Here is a 23,164-nt window from a genome sequence, read left to right on the forward strand (position 1 = left end):
CAGATCGCGACAGGCTAGAATGCGTATTCTAACAGCTTAACGAGCTACGACGATGACGATCCCTGGCCCGAGCGATGCGGCCCTGCAGTCGATATCACCACTCGACGGTCGCTACGCGGCCAGCGTTTCCGGATTACGCCCGCTGGTCTGCGAAGCGGCCTTGATCACCAGGCGCATCCAGGTGGAGGCACGCTGGCTTCGCTTCCTGCTTCGCGAGTTGCGCGCTGCAGGCGCTGTCGAGCTGCCTGCCGCCGTCGCAGCCGAACTGGAGCGACTCGACAGGGAGCCACCTGCCGATGCACCTTTGCGCGTCAAGCGGCTCGAGCAACGCACGAACCACGACGTCAAGGCTGTGGAGTACTACATACGCGAACAGCTGCAGAGCGTCGGAGCCAGCAACGCACTTCTCGAACTGGTGCACTTCGGCTGCACGTCCGAGGACATCAACAACGTAAGCTATGCGCTGCTGCTCGACGACGCACGCGAACTCCTGGCGGTGCAAATTTCTCGCATCGGCAAGCTACTGAAGCAAATGGCGGGCGAATACGCGGATACCGCGATGCTCGCCAGAACCCACGGCCAGGCAGCCAGTCCAACGACATTCGGCAAGGAAATGGCGAATATCGCCGCGCGCCTGGACTGGACGCTGCTTCGTTGGCAGGGCGTCACGGCACGCGGAAAGTGGAACGGCGCCGTCGGCAACTTCAACGCGCACATTGTCGCACGGCCGGACATCGACTGGCCCAACGTGAGTGCGCGCTTCGTTGCGGAACTCGGGCTCGAGCCCAACATGTTGACTACGCAGATCGAACCGCACGACTGGATTGGTGCCTATTGCGATGCATTATGCGGGATCAACATTGTCCTGCTCGACTTCGCTCGCGATATGTGGGGATATATTTCACTCGGCTACCTGCACCAGCGCGCGATCGACGGAGAAGTAGGCTCTTCGACCATGCCGCACAAGGTCAATCCAATCGATTTCGAAAATGCCGAGGGAAATATCGGCGTTGCCAATGCGCTGCTTCGCCACTTCGCCGACAAGCTGCCGGTCTCGCGCTGGCAACGGGATCTGACCGATTCGACTGTGCTTCGCAACATTGGCGTAGCGCTTGGTCACAGCCTGGTAGCCCAGCAGGCGCTGCTGCGCGGCCTGGGCAAAGTCTCTGTGAACCGGGCTCGCATGACGGCCGAACTGACAGTAACGATCGAGGTGCTCGGCGAAGCCGTGCAGATGGTGCTTCGAGCTGAGGGCATCGCAGACGGCTACGAATTGCTGAAGAAATTCACACGCGGTCGCCCGATCTCGATAGAACAATTGCATGAGTTCGTCGGCAGCTTGCCCCTGTCAGCCGACGCCCGCGAACGACTGCTGGCCTTGCAACCGGAGGGTTATACCGGCCTCGCCCGGCAGCTGGCCTTGTCCTGCGGGAGTAGTCAGCAGGCCTGAGAACTGCGACCTGGCGCGCATTTGCTGCAGCCGAACTGTCAAATTCACCCTGGAAACGTGACCGGCTCGGCGCGGCCAGCGCCCCGCATTTCCTTAACATCCCCGCTACGGCTGACCGAAGCCGCAAAAACGACCAGGGATTATGACCAGTACCGGGGAATTCGAGCTGGGATTGCTGACCTCCGTCGCGACCGCGCCTGCCGCGAGGCAAGATACGGACGATACGGCGGCGACTGTCGACATTCTTTCTTCCCTGGAAGAAACGCGAATCGCAGTGTGCAAGGTCGCCGAGACGGCGCAGCGCCTGATGTCGATCTACACGCGCAATTTAGAGCCGGAGCTCTACGAACAGTCACCGTTCCTGGAGATCATCAAGAGATTCGTGTTGGCGCGTCGCTTTGCCAAGGTACGCGTGCTGATCACCGATTCGCCACAGAGCATTCGTGATCGCCATCGTTTCATGGCGATGAGCCGCCGCTTGACGAGCTATATCGACATCCGACCGATCGAACCTCCCGGTGTTGGCGATCACGCCACGTATATCATTGCCGATGATCGCGCGATCGCGTATCGGCCGCGCGCCAAATCCTGGGACGGCGTCGCCAGTTTGAATGCTCCCGCAGTGGCGCGTCATCATCTGACGGAATTCGATACACTCTGGGCAACGACGGTTGCGGAAGATACGCGCTACGCCATGCGCGTATGAGAGCTCGCGATGCGTTCGAAGGGCGGCATGGACCTGACTGTCGCTGCCGTAGTCGAACGGCAGGGACAATTCCTGATGGTCGAGGAACGAATCCGCGGCGCGCTGGTACTCAATCAGCCCGCGGGCCACGTTGAAGCCAATGAAAGCCTGATCCAGGCAGTCATTCGCGAAACGCTCGAAGAATCGGCCTGGCGGCTGACTCCTGCTGACCTGCTTGGCCTTTACCTGTGGCGCAAGCCGCACTCCAGCCGCAGCTACCTGCGCATCGCATTTACCGGAACAATCGACGCGCATGATCCACACCGCAGGCTCGATCGCGGCATCGTGCGCAGTCTCTGGATGGCGCGCGAGGACATGTTGATGCGCGCAAGCGAATTGCGCAGTCCTCTGGTCCTGCGCTGCGTCGATGATTATGTTCGTGGCCAGCGCTACCCGCTGGCGGCCATCAGCGATCTGACGGGCGATGGCGACGCGTCCTGCATCTTGCAGGGCGAGCGGCTGGCCGCTGCCGCGGGCAACCTGCTACGCACCGTGAATTGAAGGCGGCGGGCCGATTGGGCCTTTGCCGATCGACGATCTACAATACTTCCATGCGCGTCATCGTGGGTCTGTCCGGCGGAGTCGATTCTGCCGTGGCCGCATTGCTCCTGAAGCAGGCAGGCCACGAAGTCGAGGGCCTGTTCATGGACAACTGGCCAGACGATGACGCCTACTGCACGGCCGCCGCCGATTTCCAGGATGCCCGGGCGATTGCGCACAGTCTCGGCCTGATTCTGCACCGAGTCGATTTCTCGGCCGAGTATCGTGAGCGGGTATTCTCACGCTTCCTCGATGCATATCGCTCGGGGCTAACGCCCAATCCGGATCTACTTTGCAACCAGTACGTGAAATTCGACCTGTGCCTCGAGCATGCCCGTCGCCTGGGGGCCGACCGATTTGCCACCGGTCATTACGCACGCCTCGTTCCGAGCGATCGCGGCATGGATCTGCACAAGGGCCGGGACGGCAACAAGGACCAGAGCTACTTCCTGGCAACCGTGTCCCCTTCACAGCTCGAGCATTGTCTATTTCCCCTGGGCGACCTGCACAAGCGGCGGGTCCGTGAAATGGCCCGCGACGCCGGTCTCCTCGTGCACGATAAACCCGACAGTACCGGCATCTGTTTTATCGGCGAGAGACCTTTTCGCGAATTCCTCGGCCGGTTTATCGCGAGCGAACCGGGACCGATTGTCGATGAGCACGGCTCGATCCTTGGTGAGCACTGTGGATTGGCGTTCTATACCGTCGGCCAAAGGGGCGGCCTCGGCATTGGCGGGCGACGCGGCAACGACGGCCTGCCCTGGTATGTCGCGGGCAAGGACCCGGCGCGAAACGCCCTGCTGGTCGTGCAAGGCAGCACTCATCCCCGCCTGTTTGGCAGGACTCTCCTGACCGGACCAGCACACTGGCTCGGCGCTGGACCCGAATTGCCCGGGCGCTTGCAGGCAAAGATCCGTTACCGCCAGTCCGATCAGGCCGCCATGGTACAAAGCGCGGGCGATGGGTCGCTGCGGGTCGACTTCGACGTCGCCCAACGAGCCATTACCCCCGGCCAGTACGCAGTGTTCTACACCGGCAGCCGCTGCCTGGGCTCGGCGGTCATCGCGCACGCCGCCATAGACAGTGGTGTGAACCCCGTGGCCAGCGCCATCAACGGTTAAATTATCCCGTCCGCTGCCGTTATAATTTGCGCGCTGCAGCGACGGTCGCGCAGCGCTGCGGAGGATACATGACCAAACGCTCGCAATTTAGCCGCAAACTCAAGGTCGGCAAGAAGCAATACGAAATCTTCAGCTTTGACAAGTTGCCCGCCGCCAAGGTCGCGGCTCTGCCTTACTCGTTGAAGATTCTGCTCGAGAATCTCTTGAGGTTTGAAGACGGCGTGAACGTGCGGCGCAGCGACATCGATGCCGTACTCAATTGGGACCCCAACGCGACACCGCATCACGAGATTTCGTTCACACCCGCGCGCGTCATCATGCAGGACTTCACTGGCGTGCCTTGCGTGGTTGATCTTGCGGCGATGCGCGAGGCAGTGCAGCGGCTGGGCGGCAACGCCGAGCGCGTCAATCCACTTGCGCCCGCCGAACTGGTCATCGATCACTCCGTACAGGTCGACAATTACGGCAATGCGCAGGCGCTATCGTCCAACACCAGGATCGAATTCGAACGAAATGCCGAACGTTACGCGTTTCTGCGTTGGGGCCAGTCGGCATTCAAGAATTTCAAGGTCGTGCCACCAAATACGGGCATCGTGCATCAAGTAAACCTTGAATATCTCGCACGTGTTGTGTTCGCAGACAACGGAGCCCAAGCCTATCCGGATACGGTCGTCGGCACAGACTCGCACACGACCATGATCAACGGTGTCGGTGTGCTGGGCTGGGGGGTCGGCGGTATCGAAGCCGAGGCGGCCATGCTTGGCCAGCCCGTGACCATGCTCATTCCGCAGGTAATCGGCGTCGAGCTCGTCGGCAGCCTCCGTCCGGGCGCTACCGCCACCGATCTCGTCCTGACCGTCACGGAACTGCTGCGCAAGCACGGCGTCGTCGAGAAATTCGTCGAGTTCTTCGGCGACGGCCTTGCCAATCTGCCGCTCGCGGACCGCGCGACGATTGCCAACATGTCCCCGGAATTTGGCAGCACCTGCGCCATCTTCCCGATAGATGATGAAACCCTGCGCTACCTGGCGCTGTCGGGGCGATCGCGCGACCAGATCGACCTAATCCGCAGCTACGCCCGCGCCCAGGGCATGTGGCGCGAGGAAGGTGCGAGGCCGGCGCGCTACACGAACGTCCTGCGGCTCGACCTTGCAACGGTCGAACCAAGCCTTGCCGGCCCGAAGCGGCCGCAGGATCGTATTCCAGTCAGCGGCGCCAAGGCGGCCTACCGCACCCATCTCGGCAAGATGCGTGAAGAGCGCTCGCGAAAGAATCCGCAGGCGACAGGACGCGCAGAGGTTACCCAAGGCCAGTACAGCCTGAACGACGGCGCGGTTTTGATCGCCGCCATAACGAGCTGCACGAATACCAGCAACCCCTATGTCATGATCGGCGCAGCACTGCTCGCGCGCAATGCTGCGCGTGCCGGCCTCACCGCCCGGCCGTGGGTCAAGACCAGCCTCGCGCCCGGTTCCAAGGTCGTCACGGACTACCTGCGCAAAGCGAGGCTTCTGGATGACCTCGCCAGCGTGGGTTTCTACCTGGTCGGCTACGGCTGCACGACCTGCATCGGCAATTCCGGTCCGCTTAAACCCGAAATCTCCTCGGCGGTCCGCGCCGGGGACGTGATCGGCTGCTCCGTACTGTCGGGCAATCGCAATTTCGAAGGTCGAGTGCACCCGGAAGTCAAGATGAACTTCCTAACATCACCGCCATTGGTCGTTGCCTACGCGTTGGCCGGCACCATGGATATCGATCTCGATTCGGAGCCTCTCGGCATCAATCGCAGCGGCGAACCTGTCTACCTGCGCGATATCTGGCCGTCACCTCAGCTGGTTGCGGACACGGTGCGCGCCGCAATCGATTCGCGCATGTTCCGCAGGAGTTATGCGGGCGTGTTCAAGGGCGATGCAAGCTGGCGAGCTATCCGCATTCCGAAAGGCAAGATCTACAAGTGGGATGATGCTTCGACCTATGTGCGAAATCCCCCCTACTTCGACGGCATGACCATGCGATTGCCGTCCGAACGACCGATCGACAATGCGCATGTCCTTGCGCTGCTCGGCGACTCGGTGACGACTGATCACATTTCGCCTGCCGGCAGCATCGCCAAATCGAGCCCGGCCGCGCGTTACCTGATGGACCATGGCGTGCAACCGGCGGATTTCAATTCATACGGTGCGCGACGCGGCAACCATGAAGTGATGATGCGCGGTACATTCGCGAACATCCGCCTGCGCAATCTGCTGGCACCCGGAACCGAAGGCGGAGTCACCGTGCATGTGCCGAGCGGCGAGCAGATGTCGATTTACGATGCCGCCATGCGCTATGCCACGGAAAAACGCGCGCTGATCGTCATTGGCGGCAAGGAGTATGGCACGGGCTCCTCCCGCGACTGGGCCGCGAAGGGAACGATGCTGCTTGGCGTTCGCGCCGTGATCGCCGAGAGCTTCGAACGAATTCACCGCTCCAATCTGATCGGTATGGGCGTGCTGCCGCTGCAATTTGTCGATGGCCAGTCCGCTGCCACGCTCGGACTGACCGGCCACGAGACCTTCACCATCGCCGGACTCGACGGCGGACGTGCCCGGCAGGTGCAAGTCAGTGCCACCAGCGCCGACGGTTCGAAAAAATCGTTTACGGCCCGCGTACGCATCGACACGCCGAAAGAGCAGGATTACTTCCGCCACGGCGGCATCCTGCAGTATGTCCTTCGGCAGATTGCGACAACGGCCGCCAAACCCACGCAGGCGGGGAAACCGCGCCGGCGGGCAAAGCCCAAGGCGAAAACTTCCCGGCCGGTGCGCAAGACGCCACGCAGGACGGCCACGGGGAAAGGCAAGGCGCGGCCCGGCAGGAGTCGCATACGATCGACGTCGCAGCGCAAGCCGAACAAACCAAAGAAGCCGGCGCGCGCTGCGGCGCGCGCCCGAAAGGCAGCGAAACGCAAGAAGTAGTCCTTGAGCGCGCGGCCCCATGCTCGACTGGTCGTATTTGATCTGGACGGTACGATCACGCGGCGGGACACGCTGGTACCTTTCCTGCTGGGCTGGCTCGCGCGCAAACCGGGGCGCGTCGTTTTCCTCCCCCTCGTTGCGGTGGCGGCAGCACGATTCTGTTTTGATCGCGACCGTGGGAGACTCAAGTCGAGCCTGATACGCAGCATTCTCGGTCGCGCGAGTCGCGATGAGCTGCGTGACTATGCCGAGCGATTCGCCGACCGCCTCTTGCCAAGCGGCTGTCTCGCGCCTGCACTCGAGGAAATCCGCAAACAACGCGAAACCGGTGCCCATATGGTGCTGTTGTCGGCAAGCCCGGATCTGTATGTACCGATAATTGCTGAGCGCCTGGGCTTTGGTCACTGCATCTGCACACAAGTCAGTTGGCGCGGCGAACTCCTGGAAGGACGGTTGCTGAGCGCCAACCGACGAGGCGAAGAGAAGGCGCGCGTGGTGCGCGAGTTGCTCGAGGCCCACGCCGACTGCGCATCCTGGGCCTATGGCAACAGCCGTTCCGATTTACCTCACCTGCTTCTGGTCGACAACGCATTTGCAATCAACCTGCGCGGCGCATTGCCACCGACGGTCAAGTACCTGCGCTGGTTCTGAGGGCATCTTGAAACATTCCCGGCCCTGGAGCGGTCTAGTGAACAGCACAGGAGCAAGACGATGCCCGCATACCGGTTTCCATTGATTCCCGCTTCCGAAATCACGCCAGAAGAGGTCTTCTACAATCGCCGCCAGGCGCTAATCGCGCTCGGCGCGGCCGCCGCCACCATGGTGACTCCGGGCGTGGCATCCGCCGCGGCGCGACGTAACGCGAAATACTCCGTTACTGATGCGCCGAACACCTACGAACAAATCACCACTTACAACAATTTCTACGAATTCGGCACCGACAAGAGCGATCCGGCCGAGCGGGCCGGGAGTTTCCGCACGAAACCCTGGCACGTAAACGTGAGTGGCGCTACAAGGAACGGCAGTATTGCGCTCGATGACCTGCTCGCCGGAATCGGCGAGGAAGAGCGCGTCTACCGGTTTCGCTGCGTCGAAGCCTGGTCCATGGTAATCCCCTGGGTTGGCATTCCGCTCGCGAGTCTCCTGCGCAAACTCGATCCCGGACCGAAGGCTCGCTATGTTGCGTTTGAAACGCTATTCGATCCGAAACAGATGCCAGGGCAGCGCGCACCGATCCTCGACTGGCCGTACCGGGAGGGTCTGCGCATGGATGAAGCGATGCATCCGCTGACCATGCTCGCAACGGGCGTTTACGGCAAACCGTTGCCGAACCAGAACGGCGCGCCATTGCGTCTGGTCGTACCATGGAAATACGGTTTCAAGAGCATAAAATCGATAGTCAGCATCCGCTTCAGCGAGACCCGGCCGCGAACGAGCTGGAACGACGCGGCGCCGAGCGAATATGGATTCTTCGCAAATGTGAATCCGCAGGTAGACCACCCGCGCTGGAGCCAGGCGAGCGAACGACGAATCGGCGCGGGTTTCTTCGCGGCACGTCAGCCGACGTTGATGTTCAATGGCTATGCCGAATTGGTAGCGGATCTGTACAAGGGCATGAACCTGCAGCGCAACTTCTGACGCTCTGCAACGGATCCAGCTGCTGCCACGATGCCGCCTTCCGCAAAAGTTCGCATCGGCAAGACTCTGCTCGTCGTGGCGGTTTCGCTGCCACTGCTGGTCATTGCAGCCGGCCTATTCGACGCGCCCTGGGCTTCACTCGGCGTCGATCCAGTCCGCGAGATTGAACACCGGCTTGGCAAGACTGCACTGAATCTGCTTGGCTTGACACTATTGGTGTCACCCCTGCAGCAACTGCTCGGGAAACCCTGGCTGGTACAACTGCGGCGCACACTGGGACTCAGCGCTTTCGGCTATGCGCTTTTGCATCTTCTTGCATATGCCTCGCTCGACCTGGAATTCAACTGGGCACAACTGGGGACCGATATCGCCAAGCGGCCCTACATTACGGTCGGTGTGCTGGCGCTCGCCATGATGCTTCCCTTGGCGATCACATCGACGGACCGCCTGATGCGCAGGCTTGGACGCAAATGGCTCGCGCTACATCGATTGATTTATCCCGCAGCAACGCTCGCCGTCCTTCATTATTACTGGCAAGTCAAACGTGACGTTCGCGAACCGCTGGTGTACGCAGCTGTGCTCGCCGCATTGCTCGGATATCGTTGGTGGCGTCAACGGGCGCGCCTACATCGACGTCCGCACCTGCCATAGCTCCGGGAAGAATTTGAGCTCGAGCGCCTTGGCCAGGTAGGACACGCCGGCGCTGCCGCCCGTGCCAGGCTTGTAGCCAATGACCCGTTCGACGGTTTTCAAATGATGAAACCGCCAAAGCTGAAAACGGTGATCGAGATTGATCAGTTTTTCCGCGAGTTCATACAGGTCCCAGTCTTTTTCCGCATTGTGATAAACCGCCAACCAGGCCGCTGCCACCTTCTTGCTGGGAACGTAGCTTTCGCTGAATTCCCTTGCAAGGGATTCATCAGGGATCTCGTAGCCACGTTGGCTCAGCAGCCGCAGTACATCGTCGTACAACGAGGGTGAGCGCAATGCCTGTTCGAGGAGTGCATATGCCCTCGGATCACGCTGGTGCACGGCGATCATCTGGCCATTCTTGTTGCCCAGCGTGAATTCAAGCAGCCGGTACTGGTAGGACTGGAAGCCCGACGAGCGCCCGAGCGAGTTGCGGAATGCCGAATACTCGAATGGCGTTATGGTCGACAAGACCTCCCATGCCGCCAGCAACTGGTCCTGCACCCGCGCGATTCGCGACAGCATCTTGAATGATGGATCAAGATCGTCTTTCTGCACGCACCGGCGCACACCCGCAAGCTCATGCAGCAGGAGCTTCATCCAAAGCTCCGAAGCCTGATGCACGACGATGAACATCATTTCGTCGTGCTCCGGCGAATTGGGTTCCTGCGCCGTCAGTATCTTCTCCAGGTGAAGATACTCGCCATAAGACTGGGACTCGCCGAGATCCCAGTGAATATTCTCATCGCTCAGGTCGACCTTCGTGGGCGGGCCGCGCTCGGATTGACTCATCGCCGAACCTCAAGGCAGATTGCTGTTCGTGGCATGATATCAGCCCATACGATCGGGTTCCGGGGCAAGCCATCATCGACCAGGTGACCATGAATTTTCTCAGTGACAACACAGCCAGCATCTGTCCGCCGATTCTGGAAGCCATCCTGCGCGCCAACCCGGGAAGCGCCGCAAGCTATGGCGAGGATGAAATCAGCTCGGGGCTTGATGAGAAATTCAGCAGATTCTTCGAGCGCGACGTCAGGGTGTTCCCGGTGCTCACCGGTACTGCAGCCAATGCCCTCGCGCTCGCCAGTGTCTGCCCGCCGCACGGCAGCATTCTGGCTCACAAAGAGGCCCATCTGCTGGTCGACGAATGCGGCGCACCCGAATTCTTCTCGGGCGCGCGCGTCGTGCCCGTATCGGGCGCCCATGGGCGAATCGATCCACGAGCGCTCGCGGATGAAATGCGCGCGGCACATCCAAGCGTGCACGCATTGCGACCTACCGTTTTGAGCCTGACGCAATCAACCGAGCTCGGCACCGTTTACACCGCCAGCTTGATTCGGGACCTGGCAACTTCCGCTCACCGAGAAGGCCTCCTCGTGCACGTGGACGGCGCCCGTTTCGCCAACGCGCTGGCGTCGAGCGGATCCACACCGGCCGGGCTCAGCTGGGCTTGCGGCGTCGACGTCATGTCTCTCGGCTTCACCAAGCTCGGCGCGATGCTCGCCGAGGCCGTCGTGTTCTTTGACCCGGCCCTGGTGGCCGACTTCGAGCGTCGACGAAAACGTTCGGGTCAACTATTCAGCAAGATGCGCTACGTCTCGGCACAGCTAATTGCAATGCTGGAGAACGATCTATGGCTCGAGAACGCGCGCCGCATGAACGCGCTCGCCACTCGAATTGGCGACAGCGCCGAGGGCCTGCTCGCAGCGCCAGTCGAGGCGAATTCAGTATTCCTTCGACTCGATGCCGCGGCGGCGCAACAGCTGCAACAGCGTGTGGCCTGCTACCCCTGGGGTGCACAGGACTCAATGCTGTATCGACTGGTTGTTTCCTGGAACCAGCCGGAGGAGGAAGTCGACCGTCTTTGTGAGCTGCTCCGCCAACTGCCGCGCTGAGGAACGTCTACCAAGCATCGATTGCCTGCTGACCGCAGCTTCGTACAGTCCTATGGAATTCATCGATATCGGACTCAATCTCACTCACGATAGCTTCGACATCGACCGCGAACAGGTGCTCGAGCGCGCTTTGGCACGTGGGGTTTCGCAAATGATCGTCACCGGTGCAACAGTCGAGGGCTCTAGCAAGGCCATCGAACTTGCCGCGGCATCGCCGAGCCGACTCTTTGCAACTGCCGGCGTACACCCACACCACGCGACAGATCTCGATGACCAGGCACTCATTGCGCTCGAACGGTTGTGCCAGCACGCTGAGGTGGTCGCTTGTGGCGAGTGTGGTCTCGACTACTTTCGCGACTACTCGCCGCGCGACGTCCAGCGCAGTGCGTTTGCAATGCAACTGCAGCTTGCTGGACGCTGCGGGAAACCATTGTTCCTGCATCAACGCGAAGCACACGATGATTTCGTGGGCGTCCTGCGCGAGAGCGGAGCGGCCGCCCTGCAGGGCGTTGCGCACTGTTTCACCGGCGACCTCGTCGAAGTGCGGGCCTACCTCGACCTTGGGCTGCATATCGGCATCACAGGCTGGATCTGCGACGAGCGCCGTGGCACCCACCTGCACGATGTCGTGCGACTGGTGCCCGCGGATCGCCTGCTCCTGGAAACAGACGCCCCCTATCTACTGCCGCGCGATCTGGTGCCGCGGCCGAAATCACGCCGAAATGAGCCGATGTTCCTTCCCCATGTTGCCGCCACTGTCGCAGCTGCGCGCGGTGAGTCGCTCGAGCAGCTCGCCGCCCAGAGTACGGCGGCAGCGCGTAAACTATTCGGACTGCCGCAGCTGGCGAGCTAGAGTCAGTTCCGGTTTATTAGCCAACTCATTGTTATTTAGGCAACTTATGGACCAATTCATCGCCGATAGCTGGGATCGCAGCATCGTCCCCGTCCTGACCGACTACATACGCATACCCAACAAGTCGCCGCTGTTCGCTCCCGATTGGGCGCAGCTTGGCCATATGGACAAGGCCGTCGAACTGTTTGCCGGTTGGTGCCGGGCCCAGGAAGTACCTGGCATGACGGTTGAAGTGCAAAAGTTGCCGGGCAGGACACCCTTGCTCCTCGTGGATATCCCCGGCCAGCGGGACGACGTGGTACTGCTCTATGGCCATCTCGACAAGCAACCCGAATTTACCGGCTGGAACGCGGGCCTGGGTCCCTGGGAGCCGGTCATGCGCAGCGGTCGCCTGTACGGGCGCGGCGGCGCGGATGACGGCTATGCCCTGTTCAGTTCGTTGTGCGCAATCATGGCGTTGCAGCGCGCATCGGTTTCGTTGCCGCGCTGCGTCATCGTCATCGAAGCCTCCGAAGAAAGCGGCAGCATAGACCTGCCGGCCCACCTGGCCGCGCTCGGCAAGCGTCTCGGCAAGCCGTCGCTGGTTGTGTGCCTCGACGCCGAGTGCGGCAATTACGACCAGTTATGGTGCACCACTTCTTTGCGCGGCAACCTCACCGGCACATTGCGGGTACAAGTACTCAAGGAAGGCGTTCACTCCGGCATGGGCACAGGTATCGCGCCGACGCCCTTCCGGATCGTCCAGCAGGTATTGGCAAGACTCGAAGATCCGGCAACGGGCGAGCTGCTGGTCGAGGAACTTCGCGCAGAAATACCCGGAGACCGGAGCGAAGAAGCCACGCTTGCTGCAGCGGTGCTCGGACCTGAGATCGCCGGCAAGTTGCCATTCTGTGAAGGCGCCAGGGCTGTCGATGCGGATCCTCGCGAATTGGTGCTCAACAACACCTGGCGGGGAACCCTCGCAATCACGGGAGCCGAGGGGTTACCTCCGATCGCCTCAGCCGGCAATGTGCTGCTGCCGGAAATCTCGCTCAAACTGTCGCTGCGCCTTGCGCCGACCACCGATGCGGCCATTGCAGCGGCGGCCGTGAAGCGAGTTCTCGAATCGCAACCGCCTTATGGCGCGAAAGTCACATTCGAAGTGAGCTCGTCCATGCAGGGGTGGAATGCGCCATCGCTGGCACCCTGGCTCGCCAGGTCCATGGAGCGGGCATCGCAACTCGTATACGGCAAATCCGCTGTGTTTCTGGGCTGTGGCGGCAGCATTCCGTTCATGGCGATGCTCGGCGAGATATTTCCGGAAACGCAGTTTTTCATCACCGGTGTGCTTGGCCCACATTCAAATGCGCATGGACCGAATGAATTCCTGCATGTGCCATATGCCAAGCAGCTGACCCACTGCGTTGCCGAAGTGCTGCGCGATCACGCGAACCGGGACTCCGACTGACGAACGACCCGCTCTAGCTGACGACCGCGCGCGGTTTGCGTAACGGGCTTGGCTGCAATGCTTCCAGCAGGTTCTGCCACGCAGGCGCGAACGCTTCATGGATGCCCCGCAATGCCTGCCGGTCGACGACCGGCAGATCGGCCGTCAATCCGCCCAACAGCAAGGTATTAGACGGGACTCCTTTTGGAAAGCGTGCACCGTCACCGAATACGATACGCCCCTCGACCGACAAATCCGCCGCAACGCGTTTGACAGCCGCAATTCTGTCGAGCAACGCTCCCTGAGGGTTCTCGAAGGTGCTGCGGCTACGCGGGTGCATGACCGTCCACTGCGTCATCTGATCGCCACCGAAGATATTGCCTCTGACATCACGCAAATCGACCAACACCACTCCACGCGGCGTTAGCAGCAGATAGTCGATGTGCAGCAGTGTGTCAGCGCCATCCGAGATGGCAACGTTGCGCCGATACTCGAACGAGATATCCGAAAGTGACTGCTCGAGCCGCCGCAACGCCCTACGATGCCTGTGCCAGCGCCAGATGATCCCGGCTGCGGCAACCAGGACGATGATGCCGGCGACACCGAGGCCGATCAGCAGCGGATCTCTGTCGGCCACGATGGATTCAAGTAGATTCATCAACCAGCCAATGATCCCAGAATTGCACGCAGGGACTCGATCTCAGGCGACATGACTTCATAGTGTGTGGCGCGATCTGCAAGCGCAGCAAGCGCCGGTGGCAATTTTATCGTGCTATCAATCAGCGGTTCGACAATTTCTGGAAACTTGGCCGGATGCGCAGTCGACACGATAGCCCAGGGTCGTTTGCGCCGTGGCGGTTCCAGTTGCGCGTAAACTTCGGCAGCGGTAGCAGTGTGCGGGCACCAGATGCGCCCGTATTCGGCGAAATCGTGGCGAATGCGCTGCCGGATCTGCTCATCGCTGACGGTGCACGCGCTCAAGGCTTTGCGCATGTCGGATGCCGACGGCGTGAGATCGAGTAGCCGTTCCATGTTGGAGGGGTTACCGGAGTCCATGGCCGACGCCAGAGTCGCAATCGTGGGCCGCGGTCGCCACTCACCGGTGTCCAGAAAGTCGACCACGCTGCGATTGGCGTTCTGCGCGATGATGATATCCGCGATCGGCAAACCGATCTGTCGCGCCCACACGCAGGCCATCGCATTACCGAGGTTGCCACTCGGAACTATGAAAGACAATTTCGTTTCGAACTGTCGCCAATGATGGACGCTGGCCCACGCGTAATACGCCATCTGCGGCAACAAACGCCCGAGATTGATGCTGTTGGCGGAGGACAGATGCAGGCGCAGCGCAAGGTCGGAATCCCGGAACGCGGCTTTGACCAACGCCTGGCAATCGTCGAAATCACCGCGCACGGCAACGCCGAGCACGTTATCGCCCCAGCAGGTCAATTGCAGCTGCTGAGCCGGAGAGACGCGGCCTTGCGGAAAGAGCACGACAACGTTGAATCCGGGCCGTCGGTGAAACGCCGCTGCGACTGCGCCACCCGTGTCGCCCGAGGTCGCCACCAGAATCGTCAGTGGTGGATCAGTCGGGCGGCGCAACGTCGCGAGGCTTGCGGCCAGAAACCTTGCGCCGAAGTCCTTGAACGCCGCAGTCGGACCGTGGAACAACTCCAGAACAGACAATGCGCCATCCGCAGTGACCGTGGTCAGTGGACATGGAAAATTGAAGGCGGCGCCGCAAATCGTTTCGAGGGATGTTTCCAGCACATCGCCTGCGGCGAACGGCCGCATCATCGTGGTTGCAATGGGCACGAGGGCGTCGGCGAGCAACGCGTCCTGCGACCAATGTGGCCACTCGACGGGCACGTAAAGCCCGCCATCGGGCGCAAGGCCCTGGGCCAGCGCGGCGGACAAGGAAATTTGCGGCCGAGGACTGCGGGTGCTGCGGTACTTCATCTGGAGGAGATGACGTGTGCACCCTTGCCGGCGAGGTCGACCGTCCAGGAGTCCGATGCCAGGCCAGCATCGGTGAACGCAGTCGCCATCGCCGCGCCGACCATGTCAGCGCGATCCGCGGCGACCCAGGCGAATACGCTCGGGCCCGCGCCGGAAATCGAGCAACCGATCGCACCACTGTCGAGTGCCGCAGCGCGCACGGCGTCGAAACCGGGTATCAGCGCTTTGCGCTGCCGTTCGATGACGATGTCATTGAGACCTTCGCGAATCAACTCCAGGTCGTTCGTATAACAGCCCGAGATGAACCCGGCCAGGTTGGCGGTCTGCCACACGAAGTCGGCCATTTCGACACTGCCCTTGAGCAGTGCCCGGGCGGAACGCGTTGAAATCTCGATATGCGGGTGCACGATGACGGCCCGAATCTGTGTCGGCACCGGAATGCGTTTGACTCTCGGGTCGTCCACACCGACCGTCAAAACCAGTCCGCCGAACAGACTCGGCGAAATATTGTCGACGTGCAGCGAACCGGATGAGACACGTTCGCCTTGCATCGCGAACTTCAAAAGCTCGATATCAGGCAGGGACTTCGGAAGAAGAGCATTCGCTGCAACTACAGCCGCCACAGCCGACGCGGCTGAACCACCGAGCCCCGACCCGAGAGGAATACCCTTGTGGATGTGCACGGCCATGCCGCAATCGGGCAGGAATTGCCGTTGCATCGCGACCAGACCGGCGCCGGCAGTATTCTGCAACGGATCGGTCGGTAGCTGCTCGACCAGCCCACTGCAGCCGCTGATCTCAACCCCTGGTGTATCCGTGCGATTCACTGTCACGGTATCGCCGAGCGCGTCGATGGCGAAGCCGAGGATATCGAAACCTATGGCGACGTTGCCCGCCGATGCCGGTGCGAATGCTTGCGCTGTCTGGATCAAAGTCGCGCACCAAGATAGGCGGACAGGCGCAGCAAATCGGCGAATACGCCGCCGGCCGTGACTTCGGGACCCGCACCTGGCCCTTGCACGATCAATGGATTGTCACAATATCGCGCCGTTGCAAATCGCACGATGTTATCTGTCAATGCAATGTTGGCGAGCGCATGGCCGGCCGGCACTTCGACCAGACCGACGCTCGCCTGTCCCGACGCATCGAGACGCCCGACATAACGCAATACCCGACCCTTGGCCCGAGCCGCCGCGTAGCGTTGGCGCATGGCCTCGTCGTGTTGCGGAAGATGCGCCAGGAATTCATCGACCGGCACGTCGCGCAGTTCGGTCGGTACCAGCGACTCGACCGTGACATCGGCGAGCTCGAGTCGCAGTCCCATCTCGCGGCCGAGAATGATGAGCTTGCGCGCCACGTCGGTCCCGGAGAGGTCATCACGCGGATCCGGCTCGGTGAAACCGCGGTTCTTCGCCTCGACCACGATGCTGGAGAATGCCTTGGCGCCATCATAGACATTGAAAAGGTACGCGAGCGTTCCCGAGAATATTCCCTCGATGCTGCGCACTTCATCGCCGGTCTCACGCAGGTCCCGCAGCGTCTGCATGATCGGCAAACCGGCGCCTACTGTTGCTTCATAAAGATAATGGGCACCGCTCGCGCGCCTTGATGCCTGCAGTCGCTGGTAGTAGTCATACGGTGCGCTGTTCGCTTTCTTGTTCGGCGTGATGACGTGGATACCCGCGGCGAGCCAGCGCTCGTATTGGCCGGCGACCTCGCTACTCGCACTGCAGTCGATGATTGCAGCATGCGGCAAGTGATCGACATGAACGTGGCTCGTGAACGTATCGAAATCCATCGCAAGCGACGATCCGGTGTACTGGTCCCGCCACGAATCGAGATCGATACGGCGCTCGTCTAGCAACATGCGCCGGGACCCTGCCAGCGCTCTCACCCGCAGATCCAGATGCGCATTATCGCGCAGCCTTTGTTGTTGCGAACGCATCTGCTCGAGAAGCACGCGACCGACCGTACCCGGCCCGATGAAACCAATCGACAACGTGTGCGCCGACAGGTAGAAACCCGAATGCACCGCCCGCAGCGCGCGCGTGCCGGCCCGACCGTCGATCACGACCGAAATATTGCGCTCCGAGGCCCCTTGCGCGATCGCGCGCACGTTGACGGCAGCACTGCCCAGCGCGGTGAATACCTTTGCCGACACGCCAGGGGTACCAGCCATGCGATCGCCAACAACGGCGAGTATGGACAGATCCTCGTCCACGCCGACATCCTGAATCTGCCCTTCGCGCAGCTCGCGCTCGAAGGCAAGCCGCACGACTTCGACCGCCCGTTTCGCCTCGCGTTGCGGTACGGCGCAGCATATCGAGTGCTCGGAGCTTCCCTGCGAGATCAAAATGACGGAAATGCCCTCCTCGCGCAGCGCGCCGAACAGCCGATGCGCCGTGCCGGGCACGCCGATCATCCCCGCACCTTCTATATTGACGAGAGCCACATCGTCGATCGAGGTGATGCCTTTGACGGTCAGGCCACCATCGGTTCGATCGCTGATGGTCGTGCCCCTGTCCTGCGGCGCGAAAGTATTGCGGATGCGGATCGGGATCCGCCGTTCGATGGCGGGCGCCATGGTCTGGGGATGAAGGACCTTGGCGCCGAAATAGGCGAGTTCCATCGCTTCGTTATAGGTCAGTTCGGCAATCACCTCTGCATCCGGCACCCTGCGCGGATCGGCAGAAAGCACTCCGCTGACATCGGTCCAGATCTGGATTTCGCTGGCGCGCAGCAAGGCGCCGAGTATCGAGGCGGAGAAATCGCTGCCATTGCGCCCGAGCGTAGTCTGCACCCCGCGACTGTCCGCAGCGATGAAGCCTGTCATGATGACGAGTCCGTCGTAGTCGTCGCTGACAGCAGCAGTAACCTTGCTCTGCGACTCCACCCAGGAAATCACCGGTCCGAGCGGCTGCCATTCGGCGACGATGATCTGCCTGGCATCGAGCCACAGAACCTTGTCGCCAAACCGGCCACGCTCGAGCATGAGTTCGCGAAATAGCAGTGTCGACCAGATTTCGCCGAAACCCGCGATCAGGTCCGCAACGCTTCGCGAAGCCGAACGGGTGAGCTCGATGGTTTGCAGGACCGACTCGATGTCGTGCAGGTCACGCTGCAGTGCCGCCAGGTAGCGTTGTGCACTGTTTTCGCTCAGCACCGACCGGGCGATGCCGGAATGTCGGTCACGCAGTTTTGCAAGCGTCTCCCGGTACGAACGATCACGCGCTTCCGCGAGGTGAACGAGCGACAGCAGGCTGTCTGTTACTCCCCGCGCCGCAGACAGCACGACTGCCTTGCGCCGCTGGGGTTCGGATTCGACGATTTGCGCCACGCGAGTGAAGCACTCGCTGTCCGCGACACTCGAGCCGCCAAACTTATGAACGACCCAGGCAGCAGGGCCAGACGATGACATTAACGAGCTTGATCCAGAATGTGACGGGCGGGCGTCGAATCGCGACCTATATTCGGACTCTAAATGCCACGCGGACAACACGCAAGCACCGACCGGCGCGGACCCTGGCGGCCAACGGATCGAGGTAGGCTGCACGGGCCGATGGCATAATCGACCACCACCTGCAACCGCCTGCCGCATTGGATGGACAGCTCCTTTTCCCGACTCCTGCCGTTTTTCGACGCCGCACGTCTGGCTGGTCAGGATCTGGTGCTCGCAACCGCCGTTGCGACCAGCGGCTCGACCTACCGCAAGGCAGGCGCCCAGATTCTCATTTCAGGAGACGGCCGTTACAGCGGCATGCTCTCCGGCGGTTGCCTCGAGCACGACCTCGCACTGCATGCCCGACGTGTACTCGACAGCGGCCGGGGTGAACTCGTGACCTACGAGCTCGGGGGGCCGGGCGATGAGCTTTGGGGTATGGGCCTTGGCTGCGAAGGCGGCATGCGCATTCTCCTGTCGCCACTTCACGCTGCCGGCGGCTGGCAGCCGCTGGCAGAGCTTGCTCGGTGCTGGCAGGACCGCCAGGGAATGACCGCGTGCTATATCGTTGCCTCCGCTTCGCCGGCGCTGCCGATCGGCCGAATCATTACATCGCTTACCGATGTGCCCATCGCCTTCAGGGACCTGGTCGGGCCATGGCTCGAGCATACTTCGGACATCGCCCTGTATCGAAAGACGGGTGATTCGGCCCTGGAGGCATTCACAATGCCGCTGGCATTGCCCGCGCGAGTGTTGCTGCTGGGCGCCGGCTTCGATGCAGAACCGGTCGTCGAATTCGCTCAGCGTGTTGGTTTCGGCGTCAGCGTTTTCGACCATCGCCCTGCCCTGGTACAACGCGCGCGATTCCCCGCCGCTGAGACCATGCGGCACGGGGAGCCCGCGGCCGCCGCCGACATGATCGCCGCCTTGAAGCCACGTGCAGCGATCGTCATGAGCCATCATCTCGCGAGCGACCGAATCTATCTGCAGTCCCTGGCGCGTAGCGACGTGCCATTCATCGGCCTGCTCGGGCCGCCGGGGCGTCGCCAAAGACTGCTCGAGAGCCTGCAGCCGAGCGACCGAGCGAGACTCGGGGCACGACTGCATGCCCCGGTCGGCCTCGATCTCGGTGGCCGCACACCTGAGACCATCGCATTGGCAATCGTCGCGGAACTCGTCGCAACTATTACCCATTGGGAAGCAACATGACCCGAGTAGACGTCCCCTGGTTCGAAGACTTGCCGCCAGGTGAGGAATTCGACGCCCCTGCCGTGACGCTTACGACCGGCCAGTCCGCGTTGTACCAGGCGATAACCGGCGATCGACTGCGGTTAGCGCTTGATCACGGCGCCGCGCGCGCTGTTACCGGTGCAGCCGAACCGCTTGCACACCCGCTGCTCGCCATCAATATGGCAATTGGACAAACGACCTGGGCGACACAACGCGTCAAGGCGAATCTTTTCTACCGTGGCCTTACATTGATGAAGACGGTCTGCCTCGGCGATAGCCTTTATACGAGGACGCGGGTCATTGCAGCGCATCGCAACCAGCTGCGCGAGCAGCGCGAAGCGACCGGCCTGGTCGCGCTCGAAATCACGACCCGCAATCAGCGGAACGAAACGGTTCTGCATTTCTGGCGATGCGCCATGGTTGCCTGCCGCGACCGGCTGCCCACCGAAGGCGGCACAGGGAATGAAATCGAACGCGTTGGCCGTGATTTCGATGTGACTTTGCCGGAAAGAATTGCCGCCGACTACGCCAGTCGCTGGCAGGTCGCGGCCTGGGCAAGCGGACTCTCCGGGCGCCGTGCAGCCCAATTTGCGCCCGGGGAGACGATGTCCTTGACGCCGCGCGACACCGTCAGCCTTGCGCCCGAGCTCGTGAGGCTTACATTGAACCTCGCCATGACTCACACCGATGCAGGCGCATCGTATTTGGGCGAAAGACTGGTCTACGGGGGCCATGTGATTGCACTCGCCTTCGCGCAATTGACGCGGCTGATGCCGAATCTCCTGACACTCATCTCCTGGGACGAATGTTCCCATACGGCGCCCGTACTCGAGGGCGACCGGTTGCGAAGCGAGGCGCGAGTCCTCGAATCCAAACAGATCGGTGACCTGGCATTGCAGCGGATACGCGTCGTGAGTTATGCCGCCCGGGGCACGATTCAACACGAGAGCGAGCAACAGGCGCTCGACTGGACCCTGACGGCACTCAGTCTGTGACGGTGCCGAAGCGCGCGTCAGCCAACAGAGTACCAGGTCGATGAAAACCATGGATCCACTCGATCAGTATCTTGCCGGTGAGATTTCATCCGTAAAGCTCATCGAAGATTGCCTGGAGGTGATTGCGCGTCGCAATGATGATTTGGGCGCATTGACCCACGTGGATGCAGATCGTGCGCTGGATGCGGCCCGCATGGCCGACATGCGCCGCGCACGCAACCAGAGCCTCGGTGTCCTGGATGGAGTGCCCATGTCCGTCAAGGCGAACATCGCCGTGGCCGACTGGCCGCATACTGCGGGCATGCGTACGCGCTACAGCGCTCGCGCCGAGCGCGACGCGTATGTCATCGCTCGTGCTCGCGACGCCGGGCTCATTCCGTTGTGCCAATCGAACATGGATGAGGCAGCACTCGGCGCCGATGGTGTAAACCCCTGGTTCCTCACGACCGATAATCCGCGTCTGGCAGGATACTGTGCCGGCGGCTCGAGCGCGGGCGCGGCCGCGGCCCTCGCCTCGGGCATGTGCCATGTCGCGATCGGCACGGATACGATTGGTTCGGTACGAATACCCGCCGCGTTTTGCTCCGTTGCGGCGCTGAAACCAACCTTTGGTCTGGTCAGCACCGCGAATGTCGTCCCAGTGCACCTGCGCTTCGACCATGTCGGGCCGATGACCCGCGAGGTCAGGCACCTGTCGGCGGTGACGGCTGCCATCGCCGGTTTCGATCGCAGCTGGCCCTGGTCATTTCCGGTGAATCAGACCGAAATGCTGCGTAACACACGCCCGCGCCTTGGCGTCGCGACCGGCCTCGATCAGCTCATGACCAGCGGTCCGGTCAGCACGAGTTTCGCCGCCGTGGTCGACAGGTTGCGAAGCCGCGACTGCGAACTATTGCCGTTCGATCTCGCGCCGTTCGATCTGCCCGGCCTGCGCCGAGCGATCCTCACTCTCTGCGAACGATCCATGTGGCGCGAACACGGCACTGCGATCGGCAACCAGCCTCAGGAGTATTCGGATCGTCTGCGTGCATTCATTCGGGCCGGAGGCCAACTGAGCGACGACGAGCTAACCCGCTGTGAGGAGAAAATAGCCCGATTCCACGGCGCGTGGCTGGAGAGGTTTCAGCACCTCGACGCCCTGCTGCTGCCGGCGGTTGCAACAGCCACCTATCCTCGTGGCGCAAGGCCGCCGCAGAATACGGCCGACCTGACCGCACCGGCCAGCGCGACCGGCCAACCCGCCCTGGTTGTTCCGATGCCCAGGGCAGCCGGCTCGCCGCCCGCAGGCCTGCAGATCATCGGTCCAATGGGCAGTGACTTTGCCCTGCCGCGGCTCCTGGATGGCCTCGGGCTCGCGGACCCGCTCAGTGATATTCCTCGCCCCCACTGACATTCATGGCCTCGCCGGTGATATAGGCGGCTTCGCCAGATGCCAGGAACGCGCAGGCCTTGGCGATATCGTCCTGAAGACCAGGCCGCCGCAGTGGTATCCGCGCGCGCATGTCGGCCAGGTATTGCTCTTCCGTTCGGCCTGTCGCCTCGCTGAAGTAACTGTTCTGCCAGGCACCAAGCCCGGTCGTGATGTGGTTCGGGCAAATCGCATTCACGGTGATCTGGTGCGGCCCGAGCTCGATGGCAGCGCTGCGCGTGAGGCCCACGACACCGTGCTTCGATGCAACATAGGCGGCTGCGAAAGGGAATCCCGACTTCGACGCCTGACTGGCGATGTTGATGATCCGACCGCCACCGCCCTGGGCAATCATCTGCCGCGCCGCATGCTTGATGCCAAAGAAGGTACCGCGCAGGTTGACGCCAAGGACTGCATCCCAATCGCTCTGCGAAACCTCGAGCAAGGGCCGCATGAGATAACCGATGCCGGCATTGTTGACCATGATGTCGAGCCGGCCGTACGTATCCACTGCGGCTGCAATCAGCTGCGCAACGCTAGTCTCATCAAGGACATTGCAGACAACGCCAACGGCGTCGCCGCCGGCGCCGACGATCGAGGCAATCGCGCGGTCGATATCGTCGCGACTGCCCACGGCCGATGCGGGCATCTCGGCGCCATGAGCAGCTCCCAGGTCGCTCAGCACGACCTTGGCGCCTTCCGCTGCCAGGCGCCGCGCCATTGCGGCGCCGATGCCTTTTTCACGTGCCGCACCGGTTACGATGGCAACCTTGCCCGAAAGATCCGTATATAGTGCCATCGCGCCCTCATTGCAGGGT

At 61.7% G+C, this 23,164-nt stretch carries 20 protein-coding genes; 14 read left to right on the plus strand and 6 right to left on the minus strand.

What is annotated here, in order from left to right; genetic code table 11:
• Positions 1 to 52: 52 nt before the first annotated feature.
• From purB to R3E77_10040, 8 genes are all read left to right on the plus strand, one after another.
• A complete protein-coding gene (gene purB, locus R3E77_10005; protein ID MEZ5499746.1) occupies positions 53 to 1,450 on the plus strand; it encodes an adenylosuccinate lyase in 1,398 nt (465 codons plus the stop codon).
• Positions 1,451 to 1,592: 142 nt separating this feature from the next.
• On the plus strand, positions 1,593 to 2,156 hold the full coding sequence (locus R3E77_10010; GenBank protein ID MEZ5499747.1) for a hypothetical protein: 564 nt from the start codon (positions 1,593 to 1,595) through the stop codon (positions 2,154 to 2,156).
• A 9-nt stretch (positions 2,157 to 2,165) separates the two neighbouring features.
• Positions 2,166 to 2,696 (plus strand): NUDIX hydrolase, encoded by a 531-nt coding sequence (locus R3E77_10015; protein MEZ5499748.1) that lies wholly within the window; start codon positions 2,166 to 2,168, stop codon positions 2,694 to 2,696.
• A gap of 50 nt (positions 2,697 to 2,746) precedes the next feature.
• A complete protein-coding gene (gene mnmA, locus R3E77_10020; GenBank protein ID MEZ5499749.1) occupies positions 2,747 to 3,856 on the plus strand; it encodes a tRNA 2-thiouridine(34) synthase MnmA in 1,110 nt (369 codons plus the stop codon).
• A gap of 68 nt (positions 3,857 to 3,924) precedes the next feature.
• The gene (gene acnA, locus R3E77_10025; protein MEZ5499750.1) at positions 3,925 to 6,813 is read left to right on the plus strand and encodes an aconitate hydratase AcnA; all 2,889 of its coding nucleotides are present in this window, start codon (positions 3,925 to 3,927) and stop codon (positions 6,811 to 6,813) included.
• 3 nt (positions 6,814 to 6,816) lie between these two features.
• Positions 6,817 to 7,464, plus strand: coding sequence for an HAD-IB family hydrolase (locus tag R3E77_10030; protein ID MEZ5499751.1), 648 nt, complete (start codon positions 6,817 to 6,819; stop codon positions 7,462 to 7,464).
• Positions 7,465 to 7,524: 60 nt separating this feature from the next.
• Positions 7,525 to 8,451 (plus strand): protein-methionine-sulfoxide reductase catalytic subunit MsrP, encoded by a 927-nt coding sequence (msrP, locus tag R3E77_10035; protein MEZ5499752.1) that lies wholly within the window; start codon positions 7,525 to 7,527, stop codon positions 8,449 to 8,451.
• A gap of 30 nt (positions 8,452 to 8,481) precedes the next feature.
• Complete coding sequence (locus R3E77_10040) at positions 8,482 to 9,102, plus strand: protein-methionine-sulfoxide reductase heme-binding subunit MsrQ (GenBank protein MEZ5499753.1); 621 nt, start codon at positions 8,482 to 8,484, stop codon at positions 9,100 to 9,102.
• On the opposite strand, the gene R3E77_10045 is transcribed toward R3E77_10040, so the two are convergent.
• Positions 9,076 to 9,933 carry a tryptophan 2,3-dioxygenase family protein gene (locus R3E77_10045; protein MEZ5499754.1) on the minus strand — a complete coding sequence of 286 codons (858 nt, stop codon included), beginning with the start codon at positions 9,931 to 9,933 and terminating at the stop codon, positions 9,076 to 9,078. The genes R3E77_10040 and R3E77_10045 overlap by 27 nt on opposite strands.
• A gap of 89 nt (positions 9,934 to 10,022) precedes the next feature.
• Here R3E77_10045 and R3E77_10050 point away from each other — a divergent pair, with 89 nt between their 5' ends.
• Genes R3E77_10050 through R3E77_10060 form a run of 3 tightly spaced genes read left to right on the plus strand, consistent with a single transcriptional unit; the run spans position 10,023 to position 13,336 of the window.
• Positions 10,023 to 11,036 carry a beta-eliminating lyase-related protein gene (locus R3E77_10050; GenBank protein MEZ5499755.1) on the plus strand — a complete coding sequence of 338 codons (1,014 nt, stop codon included), beginning with the start codon at positions 10,023 to 10,025 and terminating at the stop codon, positions 11,034 to 11,036.
• Between the two features lie 52 nt (positions 11,037 to 11,088).
• Positions 11,089 to 11,889, plus strand: coding sequence for a TatD family hydrolase (locus R3E77_10055; GenBank protein MEZ5499756.1), 801 nt, complete (start codon positions 11,089 to 11,091; stop codon positions 11,887 to 11,889).
• A 46-nt stretch (positions 11,890 to 11,935) separates the two neighbouring features.
• Positions 11,936 to 13,336: a M20/M25/M40 family metallo-hydrolase gene (locus tag R3E77_10060; protein MEZ5499757.1), complete on the plus strand. Its 1,401-nt coding sequence runs from the start codon at positions 11,936 to 11,938 to the stop codon at positions 13,334 to 13,336.
• Positions 13,337 to 13,349: 13 nt separating this feature from the next.
• Here the strand turns inward: R3E77_10060 and R3E77_10065 are convergent, their stop codons facing one another.
• The 4 genes from R3E77_10065 to thrA are packed head-to-tail and all read right to left on the minus strand — an operon-like array spanning position 13,350 to position 18,692.
• Positions 13,350 to 13,973 carry a nuclease-related domain-containing protein gene (locus tag R3E77_10065; protein MEZ5499758.1) on the minus strand — a complete coding sequence of 208 codons (624 nt, stop codon included), beginning with the start codon at positions 13,971 to 13,973 and terminating at the stop codon, positions 13,350 to 13,352.
• Positions 13,973 to 15,274 carry a threonine synthase gene (gene thrC, locus R3E77_10070; GenBank protein MEZ5499759.1) on the minus strand — a complete coding sequence of 434 codons (1,302 nt, stop codon included), beginning with the start codon at positions 15,272 to 15,274 and terminating at the stop codon, positions 13,973 to 13,975. Before thrC ends, R3E77_10065 begins: the two co-directional genes overlap by 1 nt.
• Positions 15,271 to 16,206 (minus strand): homoserine kinase, encoded by a 936-nt coding sequence (locus R3E77_10075; protein ID MEZ5499760.1) that lies wholly within the window; start codon positions 16,204 to 16,206, stop codon positions 15,271 to 15,273. Before R3E77_10075 ends, thrC begins: the two co-directional genes overlap by 4 nt.
• Entirely contained in the window at positions 16,203 to 18,692 is a 2,490-nt protein-coding gene (gene thrA, locus R3E77_10080) for a bifunctional aspartate kinase/homoserine dehydrogenase I (protein MEZ5499761.1), read from the minus strand. The genes R3E77_10075 and thrA overlap by 4 nt, the downstream gene beginning before the upstream one ends.
• Positions 18,693 to 18,875: 183 nt before the next feature.
• Here thrA and R3E77_10085 point away from each other — a divergent pair, with 183 nt between their 5' ends.
• The 3 genes from R3E77_10085 to R3E77_10095 are packed head-to-tail and all read left to right on the plus strand — an operon-like array spanning position 18,876 to position 22,328.
• Positions 18,876 to 19,922 (plus strand): XdhC family protein, encoded by a 1,047-nt coding sequence (locus R3E77_10085; protein ID MEZ5499762.1) that lies wholly within the window; start codon positions 18,876 to 18,878, stop codon positions 19,920 to 19,922.
• Positions 19,919 to 20,938 (plus strand): hypothetical protein, encoded by a 1,020-nt coding sequence (locus R3E77_10090; protein MEZ5499763.1) that lies wholly within the window; start codon positions 19,919 to 19,921, stop codon positions 20,936 to 20,938. The genes R3E77_10085 and R3E77_10090 overlap by 4 nt, the downstream gene beginning before the upstream one ends.
• A 40-nt stretch (positions 20,939 to 20,978) precedes the next feature.
• The gene (locus tag R3E77_10095) at positions 20,979 to 22,328 is read left to right on the plus strand and encodes an amidase (GenBank protein ID MEZ5499764.1); all 1,350 of its coding nucleotides are present in this window, start codon (positions 20,979 to 20,981) and stop codon (positions 22,326 to 22,328) included.
• On the opposite strand, the gene R3E77_10100 is transcribed toward R3E77_10095, so the two are convergent.
• Positions 22,303 to 23,145, minus strand: a complete 843-nt coding sequence (locus tag R3E77_10100) for an SDR family NAD(P)-dependent oxidoreductase (protein MEZ5499765.1) — start codon at positions 23,143 to 23,145, stop codon at positions 22,303 to 22,305. The two genes, R3E77_10095 and R3E77_10100, sit on opposite strands and share 26 nt — an antisense overlap.
• Positions 23,146 to 23,164: the final 19 nt, after the last annotated feature.

This window comes from Steroidobacteraceae bacterium (genome assembly GCA_041395505.1).
In the GTDB taxonomy this organism is placed as follows: domain Bacteria; phylum Pseudomonadota; class Gammaproteobacteria; order Steroidobacterales; family Steroidobacteraceae; genus JAWLAG01.

Excerpts from the sequence above, each read along its gene's own strand:
- purB (MEZ5499746.1), top strand. The coding sequence starts at position 53 with ATGACGATCCCTGGCCCGAGCGATGCGGCCCTGCAGTCGATATCACCA.
- R3E77_10010 (MEZ5499747.1), top strand. The coding sequence starts at position 1,593 with ATGACCAGTACCGGGGAATTCGAGCTGGGATTGCTGACCTCCGTCGCG.
- R3E77_10015 (MEZ5499748.1), top strand. The coding sequence starts at position 2,166 with ATGCGTTCGAAGGGCGGCATGGACCTGACTGTCGCTGCCGTAGTCGAA.
- mnmA (MEZ5499749.1), top strand. The coding sequence starts at position 2,747 with ATGCGCGTCATCGTGGGTCTGTCCGGCGGAGTCGATTCTGCCGTGGCC.
- acnA (MEZ5499750.1), top strand. The coding sequence starts at position 3,925 with ATGACCAAACGCTCGCAATTTAGCCGCAAACTCAAGGTCGGCAAGAAG.
- msrP (MEZ5499752.1), top strand. The coding sequence starts at position 7,525 with ATGCCCGCATACCGGTTTCCATTGATTCCCGCTTCCGAAATCACGCCA.
- R3E77_10040 (MEZ5499753.1), top strand. The coding sequence starts at position 8,482 with ATGCCGCCTTCCGCAAAAGTTCGCATCGGCAAGACTCTGCTCGTCGTG.
- R3E77_10045 (MEZ5499754.1), bottom strand. The coding sequence starts at position 9,933 with ATGAGTCAATCCGAGCGCGGCCCGCCCACGAAGGTCGACCTGAGCGAT.
- R3E77_10050 (MEZ5499755.1), top strand. The coding sequence starts at position 10,023 with ATGAATTTTCTCAGTGACAACACAGCCAGCATCTGTCCGCCGATTCTG.
- R3E77_10055 (MEZ5499756.1), top strand. The coding sequence starts at position 11,089 with ATGGAATTCATCGATATCGGACTCAATCTCACTCACGATAGCTTCGAC.
- R3E77_10060 (MEZ5499757.1), top strand. The coding sequence starts at position 11,936 with ATGGACCAATTCATCGCCGATAGCTGGGATCGCAGCATCGTCCCCGTC.
- R3E77_10065 (MEZ5499758.1), bottom strand. The coding sequence starts at position 13,973 with ATGAATCTACTTGAATCCATCGTGGCCGACAGAGATCCGCTGCTGATC.
- thrC (MEZ5499759.1), bottom strand. The coding sequence starts at position 15,274 with ATGAAGTACCGCAGCACCCGCAGTCCTCGGCCGCAAATTTCCTTGTCC.
- thrA (MEZ5499761.1), bottom strand. The coding sequence starts at position 18,692 with ATGTCATCGTCTGGCCCTGCTGCCTGGGTCGTTCATAAGTTTGGCGGC.
- R3E77_10085 (MEZ5499762.1), top strand. The coding sequence starts at position 18,876 with ATGGACAGCTCCTTTTCCCGACTCCTGCCGTTTTTCGACGCCGCACGT.
- R3E77_10090 (MEZ5499763.1), top strand. The coding sequence starts at position 19,919 with ATGACCCGAGTAGACGTCCCCTGGTTCGAAGACTTGCCGCCAGGTGAG.
- R3E77_10095 (MEZ5499764.1), top strand. The coding sequence starts at position 20,979 with ATGAAAACCATGGATCCACTCGATCAGTATCTTGCCGGTGAGATTTCA.
- R3E77_10100 (MEZ5499765.1), bottom strand. The coding sequence starts at position 23,145 with ATGGCACTATATACGGATCTTTCGGGCAAGGTTGCCATCGTAACCGGT.